We start from the raw sequence: 17227 nt of genomic DNA on the forward strand, positions 1-17227 counted from the left end.
CCCTATCGCAATGAACTGAAGAGTGTGTCAAAGGTTTCCTTGGCCACGGTCATGATTCGGGCCGAGGCCTGGTAGGCCTGCTGGAAGCGGATCAGGTTGGCCGCCTCCTCATCCAGGTTGACCCCGGACTCCGACTCCACCCGGTTCTGGGCCTGGGCAAACACCGCCTGGGCGGAGGTCATCGCCACCTCCTGAGCGGCCGCCTGGCTGCCCACCTCGGTGATGATCCCCTGGAAGGTGTCGGCCAGGGTGGACTTGCCCCCGTCCTGCAGCTTCTGGGTGGGGATCTTGCCCATGGCCACCGCATTGCTGTTGTCCCCCACGGCAAAGTCCAGAGTCAGCTTGAAGCTGCTGGTGGCGGTGGTGTTGTCCTCCACCTTGACCGAAAAGCCCAGGGCACTGATGGTGTCGCCGGTATAGACGCCGGTGGCCAGCGGATTGCCGTCGGCATCGGTCATGGTGTAGGTGTTCTGGCCCGGGGGCGCGGAGAGCGGGTCATTGGGGGTGATGGACAGGTTGACCTCGCCGGCGGGCAGCGCCGGGTTGTTCCTGTCTACGGAGGCCAGGGTGGCCTCGCCGTCGCCGGCGGTGGTCTCCTTGGTGTAGCCGGCCGCCGCCAACGCCCGGGGATCGTCGACGATCAGGTTGAGTCCCTTGGCGGCACTGGCCGTCGGCATGAGCGCCCACTTGTCGCCGGCAACCGGCGCCCCGCCACTGGTGTCCTGGATGATGCTGAAACCGTCGGCAGAGACAAACCGGTTGGGATCGGCAGGGTCCACCGTCAGGGTGGAGGTGGTGCCATACTCGTCGGTCAGTTGGTAGTTGGCGCCATCCCACTGCAGGGTATACTTGCCGCCGGTCAATCGGTTGGTGTCGTCGATGTTAACCACCATCTCGGTGCCGCCGGCGTTGCTGCCGGAGGTGGCGCTGCGGCCGATGGACATCTCCGGGCTGTTGATGTCGGCAAACAGGTTCTGGCCCACCTTGCCGTCCAGATCGAACCCGTTGGCCTGGGCGGTATTGACGGCATCGGCGATCCCCAGGGCCATCTTACCCAGTTGGCGCTCGGCCGGCAGCAACACGTTATCCCGGTAGTCCATCAGCGCCTGAAGCTGTCCGCCCACATCGCGGCCATCCAGGGTGATCTTGTTCTGGCCGGTGTCGACGGTGTAGCGCAGCTCATGTCGCACCGGATCCCCGTCGGTGGTGCCCAGCTCCAGCTGGTTCGGACCGGACACCAGCATGGCGGCGCCGCCCATCATCACGCTCTTGACCCCGTAGTCCTGCTCGATGACGTTCACCTGGACATAGTCGCTCAGTTCGGTAATCAGGCTGTTCTGATAGTCCAGCAGCTGCAGGTCCTGCCCCCCCACCTTCATCAGCTGGCCGTTGATGTCCGCCAGCTCGGCGGTGATGGCGTTGACCCGGTCCACGGTCACCTGAACCTGCTCATTGGTCTGACGCAACTGGGAGGTGAGTCCTTCAGACACGGTGTCGAAGGATCCGGCCAGCTGCCCCAGGGCCACCAGCACGTTGTCCCGGGCACTGAGATCATTAGGGATGTCGGCCATGTTGTTGATCGCCTTGAAGGCGTTGTTCATGGACTCGGGGATGGCATCGCCGGAGACGGAGAACACCTGGTTGAGCTCGTCCGCCTTTCGCCAGGACATGTTGGCGTAGGAGACCTGGCTGGTCGCCAGGTGCAGTTCGCGCATGGCGTAGCTGTTGTAGATCCGCTTAACGTCGGCCACATAGGAGCCGGTGCCGACGAAACTGCCGGCAATAAACAGCGACTCGGAGGTGCGCTGCTCAACCACCTGGCGGGAGTAGCCCGGGGTACCGACGTTGGCGATGTTGTTCGAGGTCACCTGCAGCTGCTTCTGGGCGCTCATCACACCGGAGCGGCCAATGTTCATCAAGTCTGCCATTATTTACTCCCCTGGGAAGAGGTGATCGCCTCCCCCATCAACCGCTTCATCACCTGCAGCACCTTGTCGGCATAGTGAGGGTCGGTGGCATAACCGGCCTGCTGCAATCCGCGGATAAACCCTTCGTCATTCCCCGCATCCAGCGCGTCCTGGTAACGCGGCCGGCGAACGAACTCGACGAAATCCTGAAAACTCTGTTCGATGCTGTCATACACCCGGAACTCGGAGCGGCGCCGCACCGGCACCCCCTGCTCCACCTCGAGGGCATTGACCCGGACTCTGTCGCCCTGCCAGTTGCTGCCACTCTTGATGTTGAACAGGTTGTGGCTGCTGCCCCCCTGGGAGGGCAACACCTTGCGTCCCCAGCCTGTCTCCAGGGCCGACTGGGCCACCAGCAGTTCCGGGCTCACCCCCAGTTGCCGGGCCGCCTTGCGGGCTTCGGGCATCAGACTGTTGACGAAGCTCTGCGGGCTGGAGAAGTCCACCGGGTTGGCTGCGGCCGCCAATGGCGGCCTGGGGGGAGCCACCGGCTCGACGCCCTCGCTGGCCGCCTCCGGCGCCGGCGAATTGATCGCCGAGGCCAGGGGGACATGGGGGGCGATGGCGCTGGCCGCGCCCCGCAGCACCGAGGCGGGAGTCAGGTGTTGATCCCCGCCGAGCTGGGCCACCATCAGCTCCGCCAGTCCCAGGGTCCCCTTGCCCGCCAGTTCGCTCACCAGTTGCTGGTCCTGCATCTCCCGGTAGAACTTGGTGGTCTGGCTATTGAAGGGGGAGTCGCTCTCGAACGCCGCATTGGCGCTGCGCATCTCCTTGAGCATCATCCCCAGGAAGATCCCTTCGAACTGCAGGGCCACCTCCTCCAGGGAGGCATCGGGATCGGCCTGGGCTTTCTGCCTCAGGTCGTCCATGGCCGCCAGGTCCAGGTAGTGCTGATTGTGCTGCTTCAGAGGATCCATGTTGCCGCCTAGATGATGATCAACTCGCCGCGCAGGGCGCCGGCCTGGGACAGGGCCTCGAGGATGGCCATCAGATCCGAGGGGGCCGCCCCCACCTGGTTCACCGCCCGCACCAGCTCATCCAGGGTGACGCCGGGATCGAACTTGAACATGCGCCGGGCCGACTCGTTGACACCGATGCTGCTCACCGGGTTGTTCACCGTGTTGCCGCCGGCAAAGGCCCCCGGCTGGGAGGTGGAGAAGGACTCGCTGATGGTCACCGTCAGGCCACCGTGGGTGATGGCCGCCGGCAACAGGCGCACTTCGCTGCCGACCACTATGGTGCCGGTGCGGCTGTTGACGATCACTTTGGCGGACTCCTGGGCCGGGTCCACGTTCAGGTTCTCCAGGGTCGCCAGGTAGGCCACCCGCTGGGAGCGATCCCGGGGCGCAGACACCTGGATGGAGGTGGCGTCCTGGGCGCGGGCCACGCCGGGGCCCAGCAGGCCGTTGATGGTGTCCGCCACCCGCTTGGCGGTGGAGAAATCGGGCCGGTGCAGGTTGAAGGTCAGGAAGTCGCCGTTGGCGAAGGGGCTGGGCACGCTGCGCTCGACGATGGCCCCGTTGGGGATGCGGCCGACGGTGGGGGTGTTCTGAATCACCTTGGAGCCATCGGCCCCCTCGGCGGAGAAGCCGGAGACCACCAGGCTGCCCTGGGCCAGGGCATAGACCTTGCCATCGGCCCCCTTGAGGAAGGTCTGAATCAGGGTGCCACCACGCAGGCTCTTGGCGCTGCCGACCGAGGAGACGGTGACGTCGATCTGCTGACCCGGCTTGATGAAGGGTGGCAGGGTGGCATGCACCGCCACCGCCGCCACGTTTTTCATCTTGGGGCGGGTGCCCGGCGGCAGGGTGATGCCGAAGTTGGAGAGCATGGTGGCAAAACTCTGCTCGGTAAACTGGCCCTTTTCACCGGTGCCGGGCAGACCCACCACCAGGCCATAGCCGACCAGTTGGTTGTCGCGGACACCCTGGACATCGGTGATATCCTTGAGGCGCATCGCCTGAACCGGCAGCGCCAGGACCAGGGTCATCAGGGCGGCAAAGAGTCTCATCCTAACCTCCTAGAAGGGCCACAGGGGGCCGTTGAAGAAGGCGGCCAGCCAGCCGGTCTTCTGGGATTCGGCGAAGGTGCCGGTGCCGCTGTACTGAATGCGGGCATTGGCCACCCGGGTGGACTCCACGGTGTTGTCCGGCTTGATGTCACGGGGACGGATCAGTCCGGTCAGGCGGATGTACTCTTCACCGTCGTTGATGGTGATCCACTTCTCGCCCCGAATCACCAGGTTGCCATTGGCCAGCACCTGCAGCACGTTGACCGAGATGGAGCCGTTGAGGCTGTTGCTCTGGTCCGCGTCCGCCTCCTTGGAGAGATCCAGCTTCTCCTTGTAGTTGAGATCCAGGGTCTTGCCGTTGATGGTGACCGGACTGCCGGCGGCGGAGATGGGGTCCAGCGACATGGCGTTGTCCTTCTTCATCTCGTTGGTGGCACTCTTCTTGGCCTTGGTCGCCTCCACCAGCTCGACGGTGATCACGTCCCCAACCCGGTGCGCCTTGATGTCCGAGTAGAGCTCGTTGGCGTAGGCATCCTGGAAGATGGATCCGGTGTTGACCACCTGGGTCGGCGGCAGCTCGGGGTAGACCGGCGCGTAGTAGGGATCATCCGGGATGGGGGAACCGGGGGTGGTGCACCCCACCAGGGTGGCCAGGCTCAGGACGGCAATCCAGTGTCTCATCTCGATCTCCTTAGAGCTGCTGGTTCAGGTTGGCCAGCATCTGGTCGACGGTGGAGATCACCTTGGAGTTCATCTCGTACACCCGCTGCGCTTCGATCATGTTCACCAGCTCTTCGGTCACGTTGACGTTGGAGGTCTCCAGGGCGCCCTGGCGGATGGCGCCCAGGCCGTCCAGGCTGGGGACGCCGGCAATGGGCGCACCACTGGCACCGGTCTCCAGGAACAGGTTCTGGCCGATGGGTTCCAGGCCGCTGGCGTTGACGAAGTTGGAGATCTCAATCTGGCCGACCACCACGTTGGCCGCCTGACCTGGCACCCGCACCGACACCTCCCCCTCGGAGGAGACGGTGATCGACTGGGCGTCCTCGGGGATGGTGATGCCCGGATCCAGCACATAGCCGGAGCCTGGGGTCACCAGCTGCCCCTCCTCGTCCAGGGTAAACTGGCCATTGCGGGAGTAGGCCTGGGTACCGTCGGGCATCTGAATCTGGAAAAATCCGGGACCGTCGATCATCAGGTCCAGGCTGTTGTTGGTGGTTTCCATGTTGCCCTGGGAGAAGATGCGCTGGGTGGCGGCCACCTTGGTGCCGGCCCCCAGGGTCAGGCCGTTGGGCAGCTCGGTGTTCTGGGCGCTGATCCCCCCCGCCTGGTTGATGGTCTGGTAGAGCAGGTCCTCGAACACGGCGCGGCTCTTCTTGAAGCCGACGGTGCTGGCGTTGGCCAGGTTGTTGGAGATGTTCGCAATCTCAGTCTGCTGGGCGTCCAGGCCTGTTTTACTGATCCAAAGTGCCGGTTGCATACGCTTTTACCCTTTCGTTTCGGTTACACCCGCAACAGTTTTGCGGCTGACCTGTCATTCTCTTCGGCGGATTTCATCATCTTCAGCTGCATGTCGAACTGACGCTGCATCTCGATCATTCCCACCAGTTCATTGACCGGACTGACGTTGCTGCCCTCGACGGCCCCTGCCACCAGCTCCACCTCGACATCGGCCAGGTAGGCCTCACCACCGAAGGCGCGGAACAGGCCGTCCTCCCCCTTGGTCAGGGACTCGATGGGCGGGTTGACCAGTTGCAGCTGATCCACCTCCTCCATGGCGTTGGCCGGCGCCCCCTGGGGACGAACGCTGATGATGCCGTTGGCGGCGATCTCCACCTTTTCGATGGGCAGAGGCAGGAAGATGGGGCCAGACTCGCCCATGATGGGGCGGCCCTGGGCGTTGGTCAGCATGCCGCCCTCGTCGATGGTCAGGGAGCCGGCCCGGGTCAGAGCCTCATTGCCCTGGGCATCTTCGACCACAAACCACCCTTCCCCCTTGATGGCCACATCCAGGCTTCGGCCGGTGGTTTTCAGAGAGCCGGCGTCGAAGTTGCTGGCGGGTCGCTCGGTCATGGCGAACACCCGGGAGGGCAGGCCTTCACCGAACGCCTGCATGCTGCGCGCCTGGTGCAGATCCGCCTTGAAACCGTCGGTGCGGGCATTGGCCAGGTTGTTGGCATGGACGCCGAGGGCGGACATATTCTGGCTGGCGCCGGACGCGGCGATATAAAGCATCTTGTCCAAAGGTGACTCCCAACAGTCGGCAATGACGTTCTCTTGACCAATGAAAATGCAATAGCCGTGCCAACAAATTAGAGGGCTGGACGCCGCGGTTCAGCGAGGATTCAGCCAGTGAGGGAGGAGCCGGAGGGGAAAGGGGTTGCCGCCCCCGGCAGGGGCGGCAATCCAGACTTAGCGGATCTGCAGGATGTTCTGCTGCAGCTGGTTGGCGATGTCCAGGGCCCGGGAGTTGGCCTGGAAGTTGCGCTGGGCGCTGATGAGATCCACCAGCTCGGTGGTCAGGTCGGTGTTGGACTGCTCCAGCGCCGCAGAGTTGATGGTGCCGAAGGTGCCGGTGTTGGGCTCGCCCAGCAGCGCCTCACCGGAGGATTGACTCTGTTTCCAAGAGGTATTGCCCTGCTGGGTCAGTCCCTGTTCGTTGGCAAAGCGGGCCAGGGCCACCTTGCCCAGGGGTACCTCTGTGCCGTTGGAGTAGGTGGCACTGATCAGGCCATCGGCGGCCACCTCCACGTTGGTCAGCCGGCCGACGGTGGAGCCGTCCTGCTGCAGCTTGGTCACCTCAAACTTGGAGGCGTACTGGGTAGGGTTGTCCAGGCGGAACTCCACTCGCTGAGTGCCGTCGGCGCCGGGGCCAATCACACCCGCGCCACCGGCCACGGTCCCCAGAGCCACCGTCTGGATCATGGTGGGGTTGGAACCGATGAAGTTACCGGTGTCATCAAAGGTCATCACCGCCGCGGTATGGCCAGCGGCATTCTGGGCGGCCACCCCAGGGTTGTCGGCGGTACCATCACCATTGGTATCCTGATCCCAGGTACCAGAGATCGCGCCACCGGCGGCATCGCCGATGTTCACCGGCTTGTCGTCCATGGTGAAGAAGGTCAGCCACTGGTTGTTGCCGGTCACGGCGCCACCCGGGGGCTTGACGAAGTACTGGGTCATGATGTGCGGCTCACCCAGGGAGTCGTACACGGTCACCGAGGTGGCATTGTTGTAGGTGGTGGGATCGGTGGGATCGAAAGTGGCCGGGTCGTGAGTCACATCGCCGGCGTTGACGTTCACCGACACCTCGACCAGGGAGGTCTTCTGAGGCTGGCCGGCGGTCTGGGGGATCTGCACCGGCTCGGTGGTGGACAGGCTGACGGACTTGACCGAGCCGTCGTTCTTGTTCACCGGCAGGGCCATCAGGTAGTTGCCCTGGGAGTCCACCATGAAGTTGTCGTCGTTCAGCTTGAAGGCGCCGGCGCGGGTGTAGTTGTAGTCCTGGGAACCGAACTCGGAGATGGTCACGAACATGCCGTTGCCATTGATGGCCAGATCCAGGGCGTTGTTGGTGAACTGCAGGGAGCCCTGATGGAACTGCTGGGCCACCTGGGAGGTCGCCACACCGCTGCCCACGTTGGTCTTGCTGTTGGTAAACAGGGAGTTGGAGTAGACGTCGGCAAATTCGGCACGAGACTCTTTAAAGCCAATGGTGTTGACGTTGGCGATGTTGTTCGACGTGGTATCCAGGTCCTTCTGCGCGGCATTCAGGCCGCTGAGTGAGATATTAAATGACATACTCGTTCCTCGTTAAGAGCCTTCTGCGACCGACAGGACATCAGACAGCTTGACGCCGCCGACACCGCGCAGGTTCAGGACTGTATCGTAGTTGGCGCCCCCCAGGGTCACGCTGCTGACGTGGCCGTAGGTGAACACCGGGAGTGTATCGGTCTTACCGCCCACCAGGGCTTCGGCGGTAAAGCTGTAGGTCCCCTCCGGCATCGCCTCGCCGTCGGCGTTTTTGCCGTCCCAGCTGAAGTCGACGTTGCCGCCGTCACCGGCAGACACCTCGAAGGTGCGGACGATCTGCCCTGCCCCATCCTTCACCTTGACCACCATGTTGTCGGCACCTGCCGGGGTGGAGATCACCCCGGTGACCGGATTGACGCCGTCGGACGCCGCCTTGTCGGACGGAATCAACACCTTCTGCCCCACCAGGCTGCTGGCCTGCAGCGCCTGACTGGAGTTCATCACGGTGTTCATGTTCTTGATCTCGTCGTTCAAGGAGTTGATCCCATCTACGGTGGCAAAGGAGGACATCTGGGAGATCATCTGATCGTTGTCCACCGGCTTGAAGGGATCCTGCATGGACAACTGCTGGGACAGCAGGGAGAAGAAATCTTCCTGGGTCAGAGCCTGGTTGTTGTCCTTGGCGGTAGGCGTCGCTTCTTGCTGCCACTTAAGGGAGTTCAAGTAACTGTTGTCGATGGTATTACTCATCCAGTCCCCCTTTACTTACCAAGTCTGAGAGTTTGTTTGGCCAGATTCTTGGCGGCATCCGCCACCTCGACATTGGCCTGATAGCTGCGAGAGGCGGAGATCATGTTGGCCATCTCCTCCACCACATTGACATTGGGCTTGAAGATGTAGCCCTCCTCGTTCGCCATGGGATGGTTGGGGGCGTACTCCTGGATAAGCGGCTTGTTGCTCTCCACGATACCGGCCACCCGCACCCCTCCCAGGGCTTCGAGATCCTTGTTGATGCCTGCGCCCAGGGGGCCGTGCTGATGGGTGACCTGCTGCTGCAACTGAGCGGCAAACACCGGCTCACGGGCCCGGTAGGTGTCGCCGGCACTGCTGGTGACGCTGTTGGCGTTGGCCACGTTACTGGCGGTGGTGTTCAGGCGGACGTTCTGCGCCATCATGCCGCTGCCGGCGATATCAAGAATATTGAACAGGCTCATGATCATTCACCCCGAAGCGCTTTGCGCATCCCCTGGAACTTGCCGCCGAGAAACTCGAGGGTCATCTGCTGCTCCAGGTTGTTCTGCATGAAGTTGTTGCGTTCGATGTTGAGGTCCACGGTGTTGCCGTCACCGGTATCCGGCTGCAGGGGCACCCGGTAGGCCAAACCGGCCGCCGGCTCCAGACCCAGCTTGAAGTGATTCTGGTGGGTCTTGGCCATGGAGAGCCCGCCCTGGGCGGTCTTGGCCTGGCTTAGCGCCTGATCGAAGTCCACATCCTGGGCCTTGTACCCGGGAGTGTCGGCATTGGCGATGTTGTTCGCCAGCACTTCGGCCCGCTGGGAACGGATCCCCAGGGTGTGTTGGTGAATGCCCAGTGCCTTGTCGAACGAGATGGCCATCTTTGCCTCCTAAACGCAGTCTTGCCCTAGAAAAGCAAAAGGCGTGCCATTGGCACGCCCTTGTTGGAAGAAACTGTGGCTATCGCTTCCTATGTATGATTCCAGCGGGGAATCGCAGCATCTCGAACTGATCGGTGAGGCCCGCCAGGGACTCGGATGCCCCCAGCACCAGATAGCCCCCGGGGTTGAGGGCGGCAGCAAATTGCCGCAGGATCTTGCCCTTGTCCTCCGCCGAGAAGTAGATCAGCACATTGCGGCAGAAGATCACGTCGAACTTGCCCAGCAGGGCGTAGCTGTCCAGCAGGTTCAGTTGGCGGAAGTTAACCATGCGGCGCACCTCGTCCCGGACCTTCATCCCCTTGACGGACGGCAGGAAGAAGAGGCGCCGGCGCTCGGGGGACAACCCCCGGGTCAGGGCCAGCTCGTCATATTCCCCGGACTTGGCCTGATCGAGGATCTGGGTGGAGAGATCGGTGGCGACGATGTCCACCCCGTTCATCAACATGCCGGGGCGCCGCTGCCGGGTCTCCTGGACCACCATGGCCATGGAGTAGGGCTCCTGCCCCGAGGAGCAGGCGCTGGACCAGATGCGAATGGAGCGGCCCAGCTTGGCCAGCTCCGGCAACAGTTCATCGGCCAGCAGTTGATAGGGGTAGTTATCACGAAACCAGAAGGTTTCGTTGGTGGTCATCGCTTCAATGACGGCGGTCCTGAGCCGGCTCTGCTCGGGGCGCATGGAGTGTTTCACCAGGTCGGACAGGTTGTCCAGACCAAAGGATTTCATCAGCGGACTTAGGCGGCTACGTACCAGGTACTGCTTGTTGTCCCCCAGGACAATGCCACACTGCTTCTGCAGGAAGGCGGCAAACGCCTGGTACTCGGTAGGAGCTAAGGTTTTGGTTGGCACCGAATCAGGCCTCTTTCAGGTAGCGATCGATCGCTCCTGCCAATTCATCAGGATTAAATTTGGCGATAAAGTCGTCAGCGCCTACTTTTTTCACCATGGCTTGGTTGAACACCCCGCTCAAGGAGGTGTGCAGGATCACCTTCAGGGAGGTGAGCTTGGGGTTATCGCGGATGGAGGCGGTCAGGGTGTACCCGTCCATCTCCGGCATCTCGATGTCGGAGATGATACCACCAAACACCTCACCGATGTCCTCTTTATCCTTGACCATCTCCTCCAGCTTGCGCAGGGCCTCGAGACCGTCTTTGGCCAGCTCGATCTCCAGTCCCAGCGGCTCGAGCGCGCGCACCACCTGCTTGCGGGCGACGGAGGAGTCGTCCACCACCATGATGCGACGCTTGCGCTCGGAGATGGGGCTGAGGCTGGCCGCCACATCATCGCTGATGTCGGTCCTGGCCGGAGTGATCTCGTCCAGGATCTTCTCCACGTCCAGGATCTCCACCAGCTCCTCATTGATCTCGGTAACGGCGGTGAGGTAGTTGCCGCGGCCACTGCCCTGCGGCGGCGGCATCACCGAATCCCAGTTCAGGTTGACGATACGCTCCACGCCGGACACCAGGAACCCCTGGACCGAGCGGTTGTATTCGCTGATGATGATGAAGCTGTTTTCCACATCCTGGGTGGGACGGCCGCCAATGGCTGCAGACATGTCGATGACGGAGATGGTCTGCCCCCGAATATGGGCCACACCACGAACCAGGCTATTCAGCCTCGGCAGGTTGGTCAGCTTGGGGCACTGCAGCACCTCCCTAACCTTAAACACGTTGATGCCGAATGTCTGACGGCCGTTGAGCCGGAACAGGAGGAGTTCGAGGCGGTTCTGCCCGACCAGCTGGGTGCGCTGGTTCACCGAATCTAAGATGCTAGCCATTGGTGGAGTCCTTATAAAAGCAAAAACAAAGGCACAGATATTGCTGCACACCCAACCGACAAATTGTTGGCACCGGAACTTTTGATATGATGCTGCTGCGTTGTATCAATTTCCCCAAGCGCATTCAAGTAAAGGTTACCTGGTCGGCGGTTAATTTCCATGAAGCTGTATATATTCATTTTCTCCCTACTCTTAAGTGTTTCGGCACTGGGAGACACATCTTTAGACAGGATCGAGGCCGCCGCAGAGCAGTATGCCCAGGGCGTGCTCGAGGTACCGGAGGGCGCCCGGCTGCTGGTAAGTGCCAGCGAGCTGGATAGGCGTCGACACTTTGACTCCTGCGATACCCCCCTGCAGGCCCAGGCCCCGTCGACCAGGGAGGGGGCCCGCTATATGACGGTGAAGATCAGCTGCGACACCCCCAAACCCTGGCTGGTTTACGTGCCGGTGCAGATTGCCGTCGAGTACCCGGTGATGGTCGCCAAGATGACTCTGGGGCCGGACACCCTGCTGGACGAGTCGATGGTGGCGCTGCGCTACGTCAACAACAGCAGCCTCAGGGGAAACTATTTCAGTTCCCCTGATGAGCTTAATGGTGCACGGCTAAAGAGGCGAGCCTCGGCCGGCCAGGTGATCACCAGACGCAATGTCTGCCTGGTGTGCAAGGGAAACCCGGTGACCATCGAAGCCAACAACGACCATCTGTCGATCCGAACCTCCGGGACCGCCATGGGCAGCGGTTCCCAGGGCGACCCCATCCGGGTACAGAACAACCGCTCCAAACGGATGGTGGACGCCTATGTCATCGGCATTGGCCAAGTGCGGGTGAAAATGTAAAAATTACCCTAAAGCTTCTGGCCGTGCGGCCGATAGCAGTGTCAGAAGAGACCCAATTACACAGCGATGGAGCCACACTATGGCTATCGACATCAACAAACTGAGCAGCGGAACCGCTGGCCTGCAGCCGAGCCGCCGGGCCGTCAGCCAGCAGAGTCAACCTCAAGGCAAGGGCCCCCAAGCCGCCGCCAAGGGGGATGAAGTGCTGCTGACCCAGGAAGCCCAGCAGTTGCAGCGGGCAGAGAAGGTGATGCAGGAGACTCCCGAGGTGAACAGCGCCAAGGTGGAGGCCCTGAAACAGGCGATCGCCCAAGGCCGCTATCACGTGGACCCCGACAAGCTGGCCGCCAACCTCTCCCGTTTTGAGAGTGAACTAACCGGTGAGTAACGGCGCGCTGAGCCCGCTGATTGACGCCCAACTGGGGCGTCTTCAGGCGCTGCAGGATCTGCTGGAGCAGGAGACCCAGGCGTTGCTCGAGCGCGATGCCGAGACCATTGAGTCCCTGCTGAAGCAGAAATTGCGTGCCCTGGAGGAGCTCAATCAGGCGGACCAGGCGCTGGCCAACCATCCTGAGCTGACAACCCTCAAGGCCGACGAGGCGGCGATGGCCGGCGTCGACCGGTGCCGGCAACGGCTGACTCTCTGCAAAGAGCGCAACCAGCACAACAGCCAGCTGGCGGAGCAGTACCTGGCGAGCCTGGGGCGGTTGCAGCAGATCCTCAATGCCACCCGCAATCCCAACGCCATGACCTACAACCAGGAGGGGACCACCACCACGGGTGGTCGCCTGGGCAAGGCCATCAAGGCCTGAGGGCGTAGGGTTCACTGCGGAAAAAGCCGGCACAGAGCCGGCTTTTTTATCGTCCCCGCGAATGGGCCCGCACCATGTCCATGGGCTGCCAGCGGGTGTAGCTGGAGCCCGGTTCCAGCACGCCGATCGCCTGTTCCAGCTGAACCTGACGAATGACCAAGGTATCATCCGACTGGGCATCGCGGTTCCACCACCCCAGCTCCCCCTGCTGACGGTTTTGCAAAGAGAGCCGGTCGCCCACCCGGACGCCGTGGCGGCTGCCCAGGCTGATGGTCACCCGCTCGCCGTCCACCCCGAGGACACGACCATGCAGCGGCCGGCAATGGAGGGTGGTGTCGATGTCCTGGGCCATGGCCACCACCTGCTGGCGGATCTGCTGGCCATATTCGCTGTTCCAGAAGTAGCTGGATCCCAGCTCGATCGCGTCGCTGCGCTTAAAGGGCCAGTCCCCCTGGGTGCGGTAACGTTTGTGCCAGATCATCTGACCGGTGAGGCCATCGTAGATGTTGAGGTCGGCGCCGAAATAACGGTTACGGTCGTCCTCAAACCACCCCAGGGTGGTTTGGTGAGGGTCCAGGGTCAGATCATCGATGGAGAGGGCCACCACATACTGGCTGTTGTCGTCGCGGCTCAGGTCCCTGGCCCACTGGTCGCCGTATTCGCGGTTCAACTGTCGATAATCGAGGCTGATGTCATCGCGATCATGGGCAAACAGAGAGGTGGCCTCACCATTGATGGTGTTGGACAACAGCCTGGTCAGGGCGGCATCAAACTCGTAGAGGCTGCCGGGCACCAGGTGCTCTCGGTGCACCACCTGTGCCCTGGGCAGCGTCAGCGCCACCCGGAAGCCCGCCCCCTCACAACGGTTGCCCACGGCACGCACGTCGGCGCGCAGGGTCACCTCCAGGGTATCGTCGCTGATGGTCTCAGACAGCAGCTGGTACTCGCCAATCTGGGTGACCTCCATCGCCTGTGCCAGCACGCCATTGACCAGTGTTTCCCCCTGCGCCGACCTGGCCAGGGCGTTATGGATCGCTTGCTGGCGCGCCTGCTCCAGTCCATCGTTGCCAATGGGCGCCCTGCCACTCAGGGTCAACCACTGGGCAGACAGCGGGGCCGACAGCAGGCAGGCGCTGATCAGGGTCAGGGGTAAGGGGTTCAACATCGCTATCCATCCTCATTGCAGTTGGCGTAGATAATGCAATGAGTGTGCCTACATTTGCCACTAAAGGGCTGGGCGCCGCGGCCGATAGAGTACAGAGGAGCGTGAATGCCCAAACCACACTGGAGATAGCGATGAAAAAGGCCATAGGCGCCCTTTGCCTGTTTTTGTGGGGCTGCGCCACACCGCCGCCCGAGCCGCCGCCGGAGTATGGGGTAAGCGGCAAAGGTTTGCCGCAAAGCAGTGCCGTTATCCACTTGGCACAGCGCATTGCCGAAGATCTGGAGCGCCACCATGACCTGCCGGATAAGACCAAGCTGATTGCAGTCACCACCCCGGTATGGCTGGATGAGATCGACAGCAGCGGCCGGTTGGCCCTCCAGTTGGGCGACGGCCTGGTCAGCGCCCTGCATCAGAGGGGATTTAATCTGATCGAGCTGAACAGCAGCCGGCAGATCCGGGTCTCGGACAGGGGCAACCTGATTCTCAGCCGCGACTACGAGCGACTGCAGGGGAGCCTGCCGGTCAGCCAGGTGCTGGTCGCCACCCTGAGCCGGGACAGCCATGGGGTGATCATCAATAGCCGTCTGGTGGATATCGCCAGCAACCGGGTGGCCTCCACCTCCCAGGCATTTCTCCCCTGGCAGGACTCCTCAGGCTACCTGGAGCAGAGTAACAGCGTCACCGAGCAGGGAGGCCTGCTCTACCGGCAGGAGGAGCCGGGACGAACACCGGTACGGGAGGTCACCCCATGAAGCGATTCGCCGCCGCGGCCCTACTCTTTCTGGTTGGCTGCCAGAACAGTGCCTTTGTCGAGTATGAGTCGGTACCGCCGGAGGATTTTCCTATCCTCACTGCCAAGGGGATCGCCCCCATCTCCGCCCAGCTTGGGGAGAATCGGGAGTTGAAGGTTCAGCAGGCGATGCGTGCCGCCAAGCTGGACGCCTACCGTGAGCTGGCCGAACAGATCTATGGTGTCCGGGTGTCGGGCACCGGCCGCATGGATCAGCAGCTGCTGCAGAGTGACCGGTTCCAGACCCAGGTGGATGGCCTGGTACGGGGGGCGGAGGTGGTGCGTCTCTACCCTGTGGGTGACAACTATGTTGCCGAGTTGAAGCTGGACTATAGGAAGGTGTGGCTGCTGTATCAGCAGGTGCCGAGGCAAAGGATCAAAAACGTGATCTATTACTGATAAATAGCCACACATGTGGTTATTTGTGAGAAAAAGTGAAAAGCGGAGGCTGGGGCCTCCGCTTTTTCGTGATCAGGATCCCGGCCAGGTTCAGGGACGATCCAACCTGTGCCACTCTCCCTGATCCAGTTTGTTAAAAACTCGTCGGAGCAGTTGGGCCATATTCAGATATCGGGCCCTGGCCCCCAAGGGCGCCACCTGCTCTCCCGCTTCCAACATTCGATGACGCAGATCGTCGCACCAGGCTAACAGCGGCCTGGGCAGCAGCTGCTGCGAGCGCCAACCCAGCCAGTACAGGCCCTGCAGCGGCAGACTCAACAGGAACAGGGTGCTGGCCACCATCTGAGGCAGGCTCTCCTGCCCGAGCCACTGAAGCTGAATCCAGAGACAAAAAACCGCCACCGGTGGCATCATCCGGATGGCCAGTTCGGTGGCCTTGATCACCCGGTACTCAGGAAACAGCGGGGCCAGTTGCACCGCCCTGGGCCACTGTTTCATGTAGTGATTGCCACATCTCAGCGTTTCAAAAAAGGTCATGCTTCACTCTCCTTTATACAACGGGAGACGGATCACAGATTTGTTAAGTGTATCACGTCCTGATTCCGCTTCTGCAGAAAAGTATGGGTAAAATGGTCATACCTTTCTAGGAAGATGGTTGAATTTCGGCCCGTTAGGGGACCTGAAAATGCGACACAGGTCGCAATTGTCGCGGGTCTATACTGTAACTTCTTACCATCTTCGGTCGTTATCGACTTCACCGCCCCAGGGCGCAGTCGGTTGTACGCAAGTAAATCACTTAGGTGTATGAATAATGAGCAAACTTGTTCTCGTTCTAAACTGCGGTAGCTCCTCCCTGAAATTCGCCGTAATCGACGCAACCAATGGTGACGAGCATCTGTCCGGTCTGGCTGAATGCTTTAACCTCGAAGATGCCCGTATCAAGTGGAAGCTGGATGGCAACAAGGGCGAAGCGTCCCTGGGTGCCGGTGCCGCCCACTCCGAGGCTCTGGACTACATCGTTGGTACCATCCTGGCCAGCAAGCCTGAAATGGCGGACCAGCTGGTTGCCGTAGGTCACCGCATCGTTCATGGTGGCGAGAAGTACACCAAGTCCATGCTGATCACCGACGACGTCCTGGCCGGCATCGAAGAGTGCGCTTCCCTGGCCCCGCTGCACAACCCCGCTCACCTGATCGGTATCCGTGCTGCCCAGGCCGCCTTCGCCGCTCTGCCTCAGGTTGCCGTGTTCGACACCGCCTTCCACCAGAGCATGCCCAAGGTTGCCTACAGCTACGCCATTCCGCAGAAGCTGTACCGCGAGCACGGCATCCGCCGTTACGGCATGCACGGCACCAGCCACCTGTTCGTTTCCCAGGAAGCGGCCAAGGTTCTGGGCCAAGAGGTGGCCGAGACCAACGTCATCACCTGCCACCTGGGCAACGGCGGCTCTGTTACCGCGGTTCGCAACGGTCAGAGTGTCGACACCTCCATGGGTCTGACCCCGCTGGAAGGCCTGGTGATGGGTACCCGTTCCGGTGACCTGGACCCCGCCATCATCTTCCACCTGGTGAACAACCTGGGTTATACCCTGGACCAGGTCAACAACATGCTGAACAAAGAGTCCGGCCTGCTGGGTCTGTCCGAGAAGACCAACGACTGCCGCGGCATCGAAGAGGGTCACGCCGCTGGCGACGCCGGCTGTACCCTGGCTCTGGAGGTATTCTGCTACCGCCTGGCCAAGTACGTGGCGTCCTACACCGTGCCTCTGAAGCGCGTTGACGCCATTGTGTTCACCGGCGGCATCGGCGAGAACTCCATGCTGATCCGTGAGACCGTGCTCAACAACCTGGCCATCTTCGGTTACGAGGTAGATGCCGAGAAGAACGCCGCTGCCCGCTTCGGCAACGACGGCATCATCACCAAGGACGGCTCCCCCGTTGCGATGGTTATCCCCACCAACGAAGAGTTTGTCATCGCCAGCGATTCTCTGGCTCTGATCTCCTGATCCATTGAGGTACACTGAGCCACGCAAGTGGCTCAGTG

The 17227-nt window shown here is 61.8% G+C and carries 20 protein-coding genes; 6 read left to right on the forward strand and 14 right to left on the reverse strand.

Going from position 1 to position 17227, the window contains the following annotated elements; translation table 11 throughout:
- Window positions 1-2: 2 nt before the first annotated feature.
- The 12 genes from flgK to FCL40_RS16305 form a co-directional block, all read right to left on the reverse strand.
- Window positions 3-1928 carry a flagellar hook-associated protein FlgK gene (gene flgK / locus FCL40_RS16250; RefSeq protein ID WP_136854357.1) on the reverse strand — a complete coding sequence of 642 codons (1926 nt, stop codon included), beginning with the start codon at window positions 1926-1928 and terminating at the stop codon, window positions 3-5.
- Window positions 1928-2884 (reverse strand): flagellar assembly peptidoglycan hydrolase FlgJ, encoded by a 957-nt coding sequence (gene flgJ, locus FCL40_RS16255; protein ID WP_136854358.1) that lies wholly within the window; start codon window positions 2882-2884, stop codon window positions 1928-1930. Before flgJ ends, flgK begins: the two co-directional genes overlap by 1 nt.
- Before the next feature lie 8 nt (window positions 2885-2892).
- Window positions 2893-3978, reverse strand: a complete 1086-nt coding sequence (locus tag FCL40_RS16260; RefSeq protein ID WP_136854359.1) for a flagellar basal body P-ring protein FlgI — start codon at window positions 3976-3978, stop codon at window positions 2893-2895.
- Between the two features lie 9 nt (window positions 3979-3987).
- Window positions 3988-4659 carry a flagellar basal body L-ring protein FlgH gene (gene flgH, locus FCL40_RS16265; protein ID WP_136854360.1) on the reverse strand — a complete coding sequence of 224 codons (672 nt, stop codon included), beginning with the start codon at window positions 4657-4659 and terminating at the stop codon, window positions 3988-3990.
- A gap of 10 nt (window positions 4660-4669) precedes the next feature.
- On the reverse strand, window positions 4670-5458 hold the full coding sequence (gene flgG / locus FCL40_RS16270; RefSeq protein ID WP_136854361.1) for a flagellar basal-body rod protein FlgG: 789 nt from the start codon (window positions 5456-5458) through the stop codon (window positions 4670-4672).
- A 23-nt stretch (window positions 5459-5481) separates the two neighbouring features.
- Window positions 5482-6222, reverse strand: a complete 741-nt coding sequence (gene flgF, locus FCL40_RS16275; protein ID WP_136854362.1) for a flagellar basal-body rod protein FlgF — start codon at window positions 6220-6222, stop codon at window positions 5482-5484.
- A gap of 168 nt (window positions 6223-6390) precedes the next feature.
- Window positions 6391-7779, reverse strand: a complete 1389-nt coding sequence (gene flgE, locus FCL40_RS16280) for a flagellar hook protein FlgE (RefSeq protein WP_136854363.1) — start codon at window positions 7777-7779, stop codon at window positions 6391-6393.
- A gap of 12 nt (window positions 7780-7791) precedes the next feature.
- Window positions 7792-8481 carry a flagellar hook assembly protein FlgD gene (locus FCL40_RS16285; protein ID WP_136854364.1) on the reverse strand — a complete coding sequence of 230 codons (690 nt, stop codon included), beginning with the start codon at window positions 8479-8481 and terminating at the stop codon, window positions 7792-7794.
- A gap of 11 nt (window positions 8482-8492) precedes the next feature.
- A complete protein-coding gene (gene flgC, locus FCL40_RS16290) occupies window positions 8493-8945 on the reverse strand; it encodes a flagellar basal body rod protein FlgC (RefSeq protein WP_136854365.1) in 453 nt (150 codons plus the stop codon).
- Window positions 8946-8947: 2 nt separating this feature from the next.
- Window positions 8948-9346, reverse strand: a complete 399-nt coding sequence (flgB, locus tag FCL40_RS16295) for a flagellar basal body rod protein FlgB (protein WP_136854366.1) — start codon at window positions 9344-9346, stop codon at window positions 8948-8950.
- Between the two features lie 79 nt (window positions 9347-9425).
- Complete coding sequence (locus FCL40_RS16300; protein WP_136854367.1) at window positions 9426-10253, reverse strand: CheR family methyltransferase; 828 nt, start codon at window positions 10251-10253, stop codon at window positions 9426-9428.
- Between the two features lie 4 nt (window positions 10254-10257).
- A complete protein-coding gene (locus FCL40_RS16305) occupies window positions 10258-11181 on the reverse strand; it encodes a chemotaxis protein CheV (protein WP_136854368.1) in 924 nt (307 codons plus the stop codon).
- Between the two features lie 159 nt (window positions 11182-11340).
- Here FCL40_RS16305 and flgA point away from each other — a divergent pair, with 159 nt between their 5' ends.
- From flgA to flgN, 3 genes are all read left to right on the forward strand, one after another.
- Window positions 11341-12018, forward strand: a complete 678-nt coding sequence (gene flgA / locus FCL40_RS16310; protein ID WP_136854369.1) for a flagellar basal body P-ring formation chaperone FlgA — start codon at window positions 11341-11343, stop codon at window positions 12016-12018.
- Window positions 12019-12097: 79 nt separating this feature from the next.
- On the forward strand, window positions 12098-12406 hold the full coding sequence (flgM, locus tag FCL40_RS16315; RefSeq protein WP_136854370.1) for a flagellar biosynthesis anti-sigma factor FlgM: 309 nt from the start codon (window positions 12098-12100) through the stop codon (window positions 12404-12406).
- Window positions 12399-12830: a flagellar protein FlgN gene (flgN, locus tag FCL40_RS16320; protein ID WP_136854371.1), complete on the forward strand. Its 432-nt coding sequence runs from the start codon at window positions 12399-12401 to the stop codon at window positions 12828-12830. Before flgM ends, flgN begins: the two co-directional genes overlap by 8 nt.
- Window positions 12831-12876: 46 nt before the next feature.
- On the opposite strand, the gene FCL40_RS16325 is transcribed toward flgN, so the two are convergent.
- Window positions 12877-13995 (reverse strand): flagellar assembly protein T N-terminal domain-containing protein, encoded by a 1119-nt coding sequence (locus FCL40_RS16325; RefSeq protein ID WP_136854372.1) that lies wholly within the window; start codon window positions 13993-13995, stop codon window positions 12877-12879.
- 131 nt (window positions 13996-14126) lie between these two features.
- On the opposite strand from FCL40_RS16325, the gene FCL40_RS16330 reads away from it, so the two are divergent.
- A complete protein-coding gene (locus FCL40_RS16330) occupies window positions 14127-14747 on the forward strand; it encodes a FlgO family outer membrane protein (RefSeq protein WP_136854373.1) in 621 nt (206 codons plus the stop codon).
- The gene (locus FCL40_RS16335; protein WP_136854374.1) at window positions 14744-15184 is read left to right on the forward strand and encodes an LPP20 family lipoprotein; all 441 of its coding nucleotides are present in this window, start codon (window positions 14744-14746) and stop codon (window positions 15182-15184) included. The genes FCL40_RS16330 and FCL40_RS16335 overlap by 4 nt, the downstream gene beginning before the upstream one ends.
- Window positions 15185-15274: 90 nt before the next feature.
- On the opposite strand, the gene yfbV is transcribed toward FCL40_RS16335, so the two are convergent.
- On the reverse strand, window positions 15275-15721 hold the full coding sequence (yfbV, locus tag FCL40_RS16340; RefSeq protein ID WP_136854375.1) for a terminus macrodomain insulation protein YfbV: 447 nt from the start codon (window positions 15719-15721) through the stop codon (window positions 15275-15277).
- A gap of 271 nt (window positions 15722-15992) precedes the next feature.
- Between yfbV and FCL40_RS16345 the strand changes: the two genes are divergently transcribed.
- A complete protein-coding gene (locus FCL40_RS16345) occupies window positions 15993-17189 on the forward strand; it encodes an acetate kinase (protein ID WP_136854376.1) in 1197 nt (398 codons plus the stop codon).
- The last annotated feature ends 38 nt before the right edge of the window (window positions 17190-17227 follow it).

Source organism: Ferrimonas sediminicola (genome assembly GCF_005116715.1).
GTDB classification, from domain to species: domain Bacteria; phylum Pseudomonadota; class Gammaproteobacteria; order Enterobacterales; family Shewanellaceae; genus Ferrimonas; species Ferrimonas sediminicola.

What these genes read in the sequence shown, in the direction of transcription:
- flgK (WP_136854357.1), bottom strand. Translation starts at nt 1,928, where the DNA reads ATGGCAGACTTGATGAACATTGGCCGCTCCGGTGTGATGAGCGCCCAG.
- flgJ (WP_136854358.1), bottom strand. Translation starts at nt 2,884, where the DNA reads ATGGATCCTCTGAAGCAGCACAATCAGCACTACCTGGACCTGGCGGCC.
- FCL40_RS16260 (WP_136854359.1), bottom strand. Translation starts at nt 3,978, where the DNA reads ATGAGACTCTTTGCCGCCCTGATGACCCTGGTCCTGGCGCTGCCGGTT.
- flgH (WP_136854360.1), bottom strand. Translation starts at nt 4,659, where the DNA reads ATGAGACACTGGATTGCCGTCCTGAGCCTGGCCACCCTGGTGGGGTGC.
- flgG (WP_136854361.1), bottom strand. Translation starts at nt 5,458, where the DNA reads ATGCAACCGGCACTTTGGATCAGTAAAACAGGCCTGGACGCCCAGCAG.
- flgE (WP_136854363.1), bottom strand. Translation starts at nt 7,779, where the DNA reads ATGTCATTTAATATCTCACTCAGCGGCCTGAATGCCGCGCAGAAGGAC.
- FCL40_RS16285 (WP_136854364.1), bottom strand. Translation starts at nt 8,481, where the DNA reads ATGAGTAATACCATCGACAACAGTTACTTGAACTCCCTTAAGTGGCAG.
- flgC (WP_136854365.1), bottom strand. Translation starts at nt 8,945, where the DNA reads ATGAGCCTGTTCAATATTCTTGATATCGCCGGCAGCGGCATGATGGCG.
- flgB (WP_136854366.1), bottom strand. Translation starts at nt 9,346, where the DNA reads ATGGCCATCTCGTTCGACAAGGCACTGGGCATTCACCAACACACCCTG.
- FCL40_RS16305 (WP_136854368.1), bottom strand. Translation starts at nt 11,181, where the DNA reads ATGGCTAGCATCTTAGATTCGGTGAACCAGCGCACCCAGCTGGTCGGG.
- flgA (WP_136854369.1), top strand. Translation starts at nt 11,341, where the DNA reads ATGAAGCTGTATATATTCATTTTCTCCCTACTCTTAAGTGTTTCGGCA.
- flgM (WP_136854370.1), top strand. Translation starts at nt 12,098, where the DNA reads ATGGCTATCGACATCAACAAACTGAGCAGCGGAACCGCTGGCCTGCAG.
- FCL40_RS16325 (WP_136854372.1), bottom strand. Translation starts at nt 13,995, where the DNA reads ATGTTGAACCCCTTACCCCTGACCCTGATCAGCGCCTGCCTGCTGTCG.
- FCL40_RS16330 (WP_136854373.1), top strand. Translation starts at nt 14,127, where the DNA reads ATGAAAAAGGCCATAGGCGCCCTTTGCCTGTTTTTGTGGGGCTGCGCC.
- FCL40_RS16335 (WP_136854374.1), top strand. Translation starts at nt 14,744, where the DNA reads ATGAAGCGATTCGCCGCCGCGGCCCTACTCTTTCTGGTTGGCTGCCAG.
- yfbV (WP_136854375.1), bottom strand. Translation starts at nt 15,721, where the DNA reads ATGACCTTTTTTGAAACGCTGAGATGTGGCAATCACTACATGAAACAG.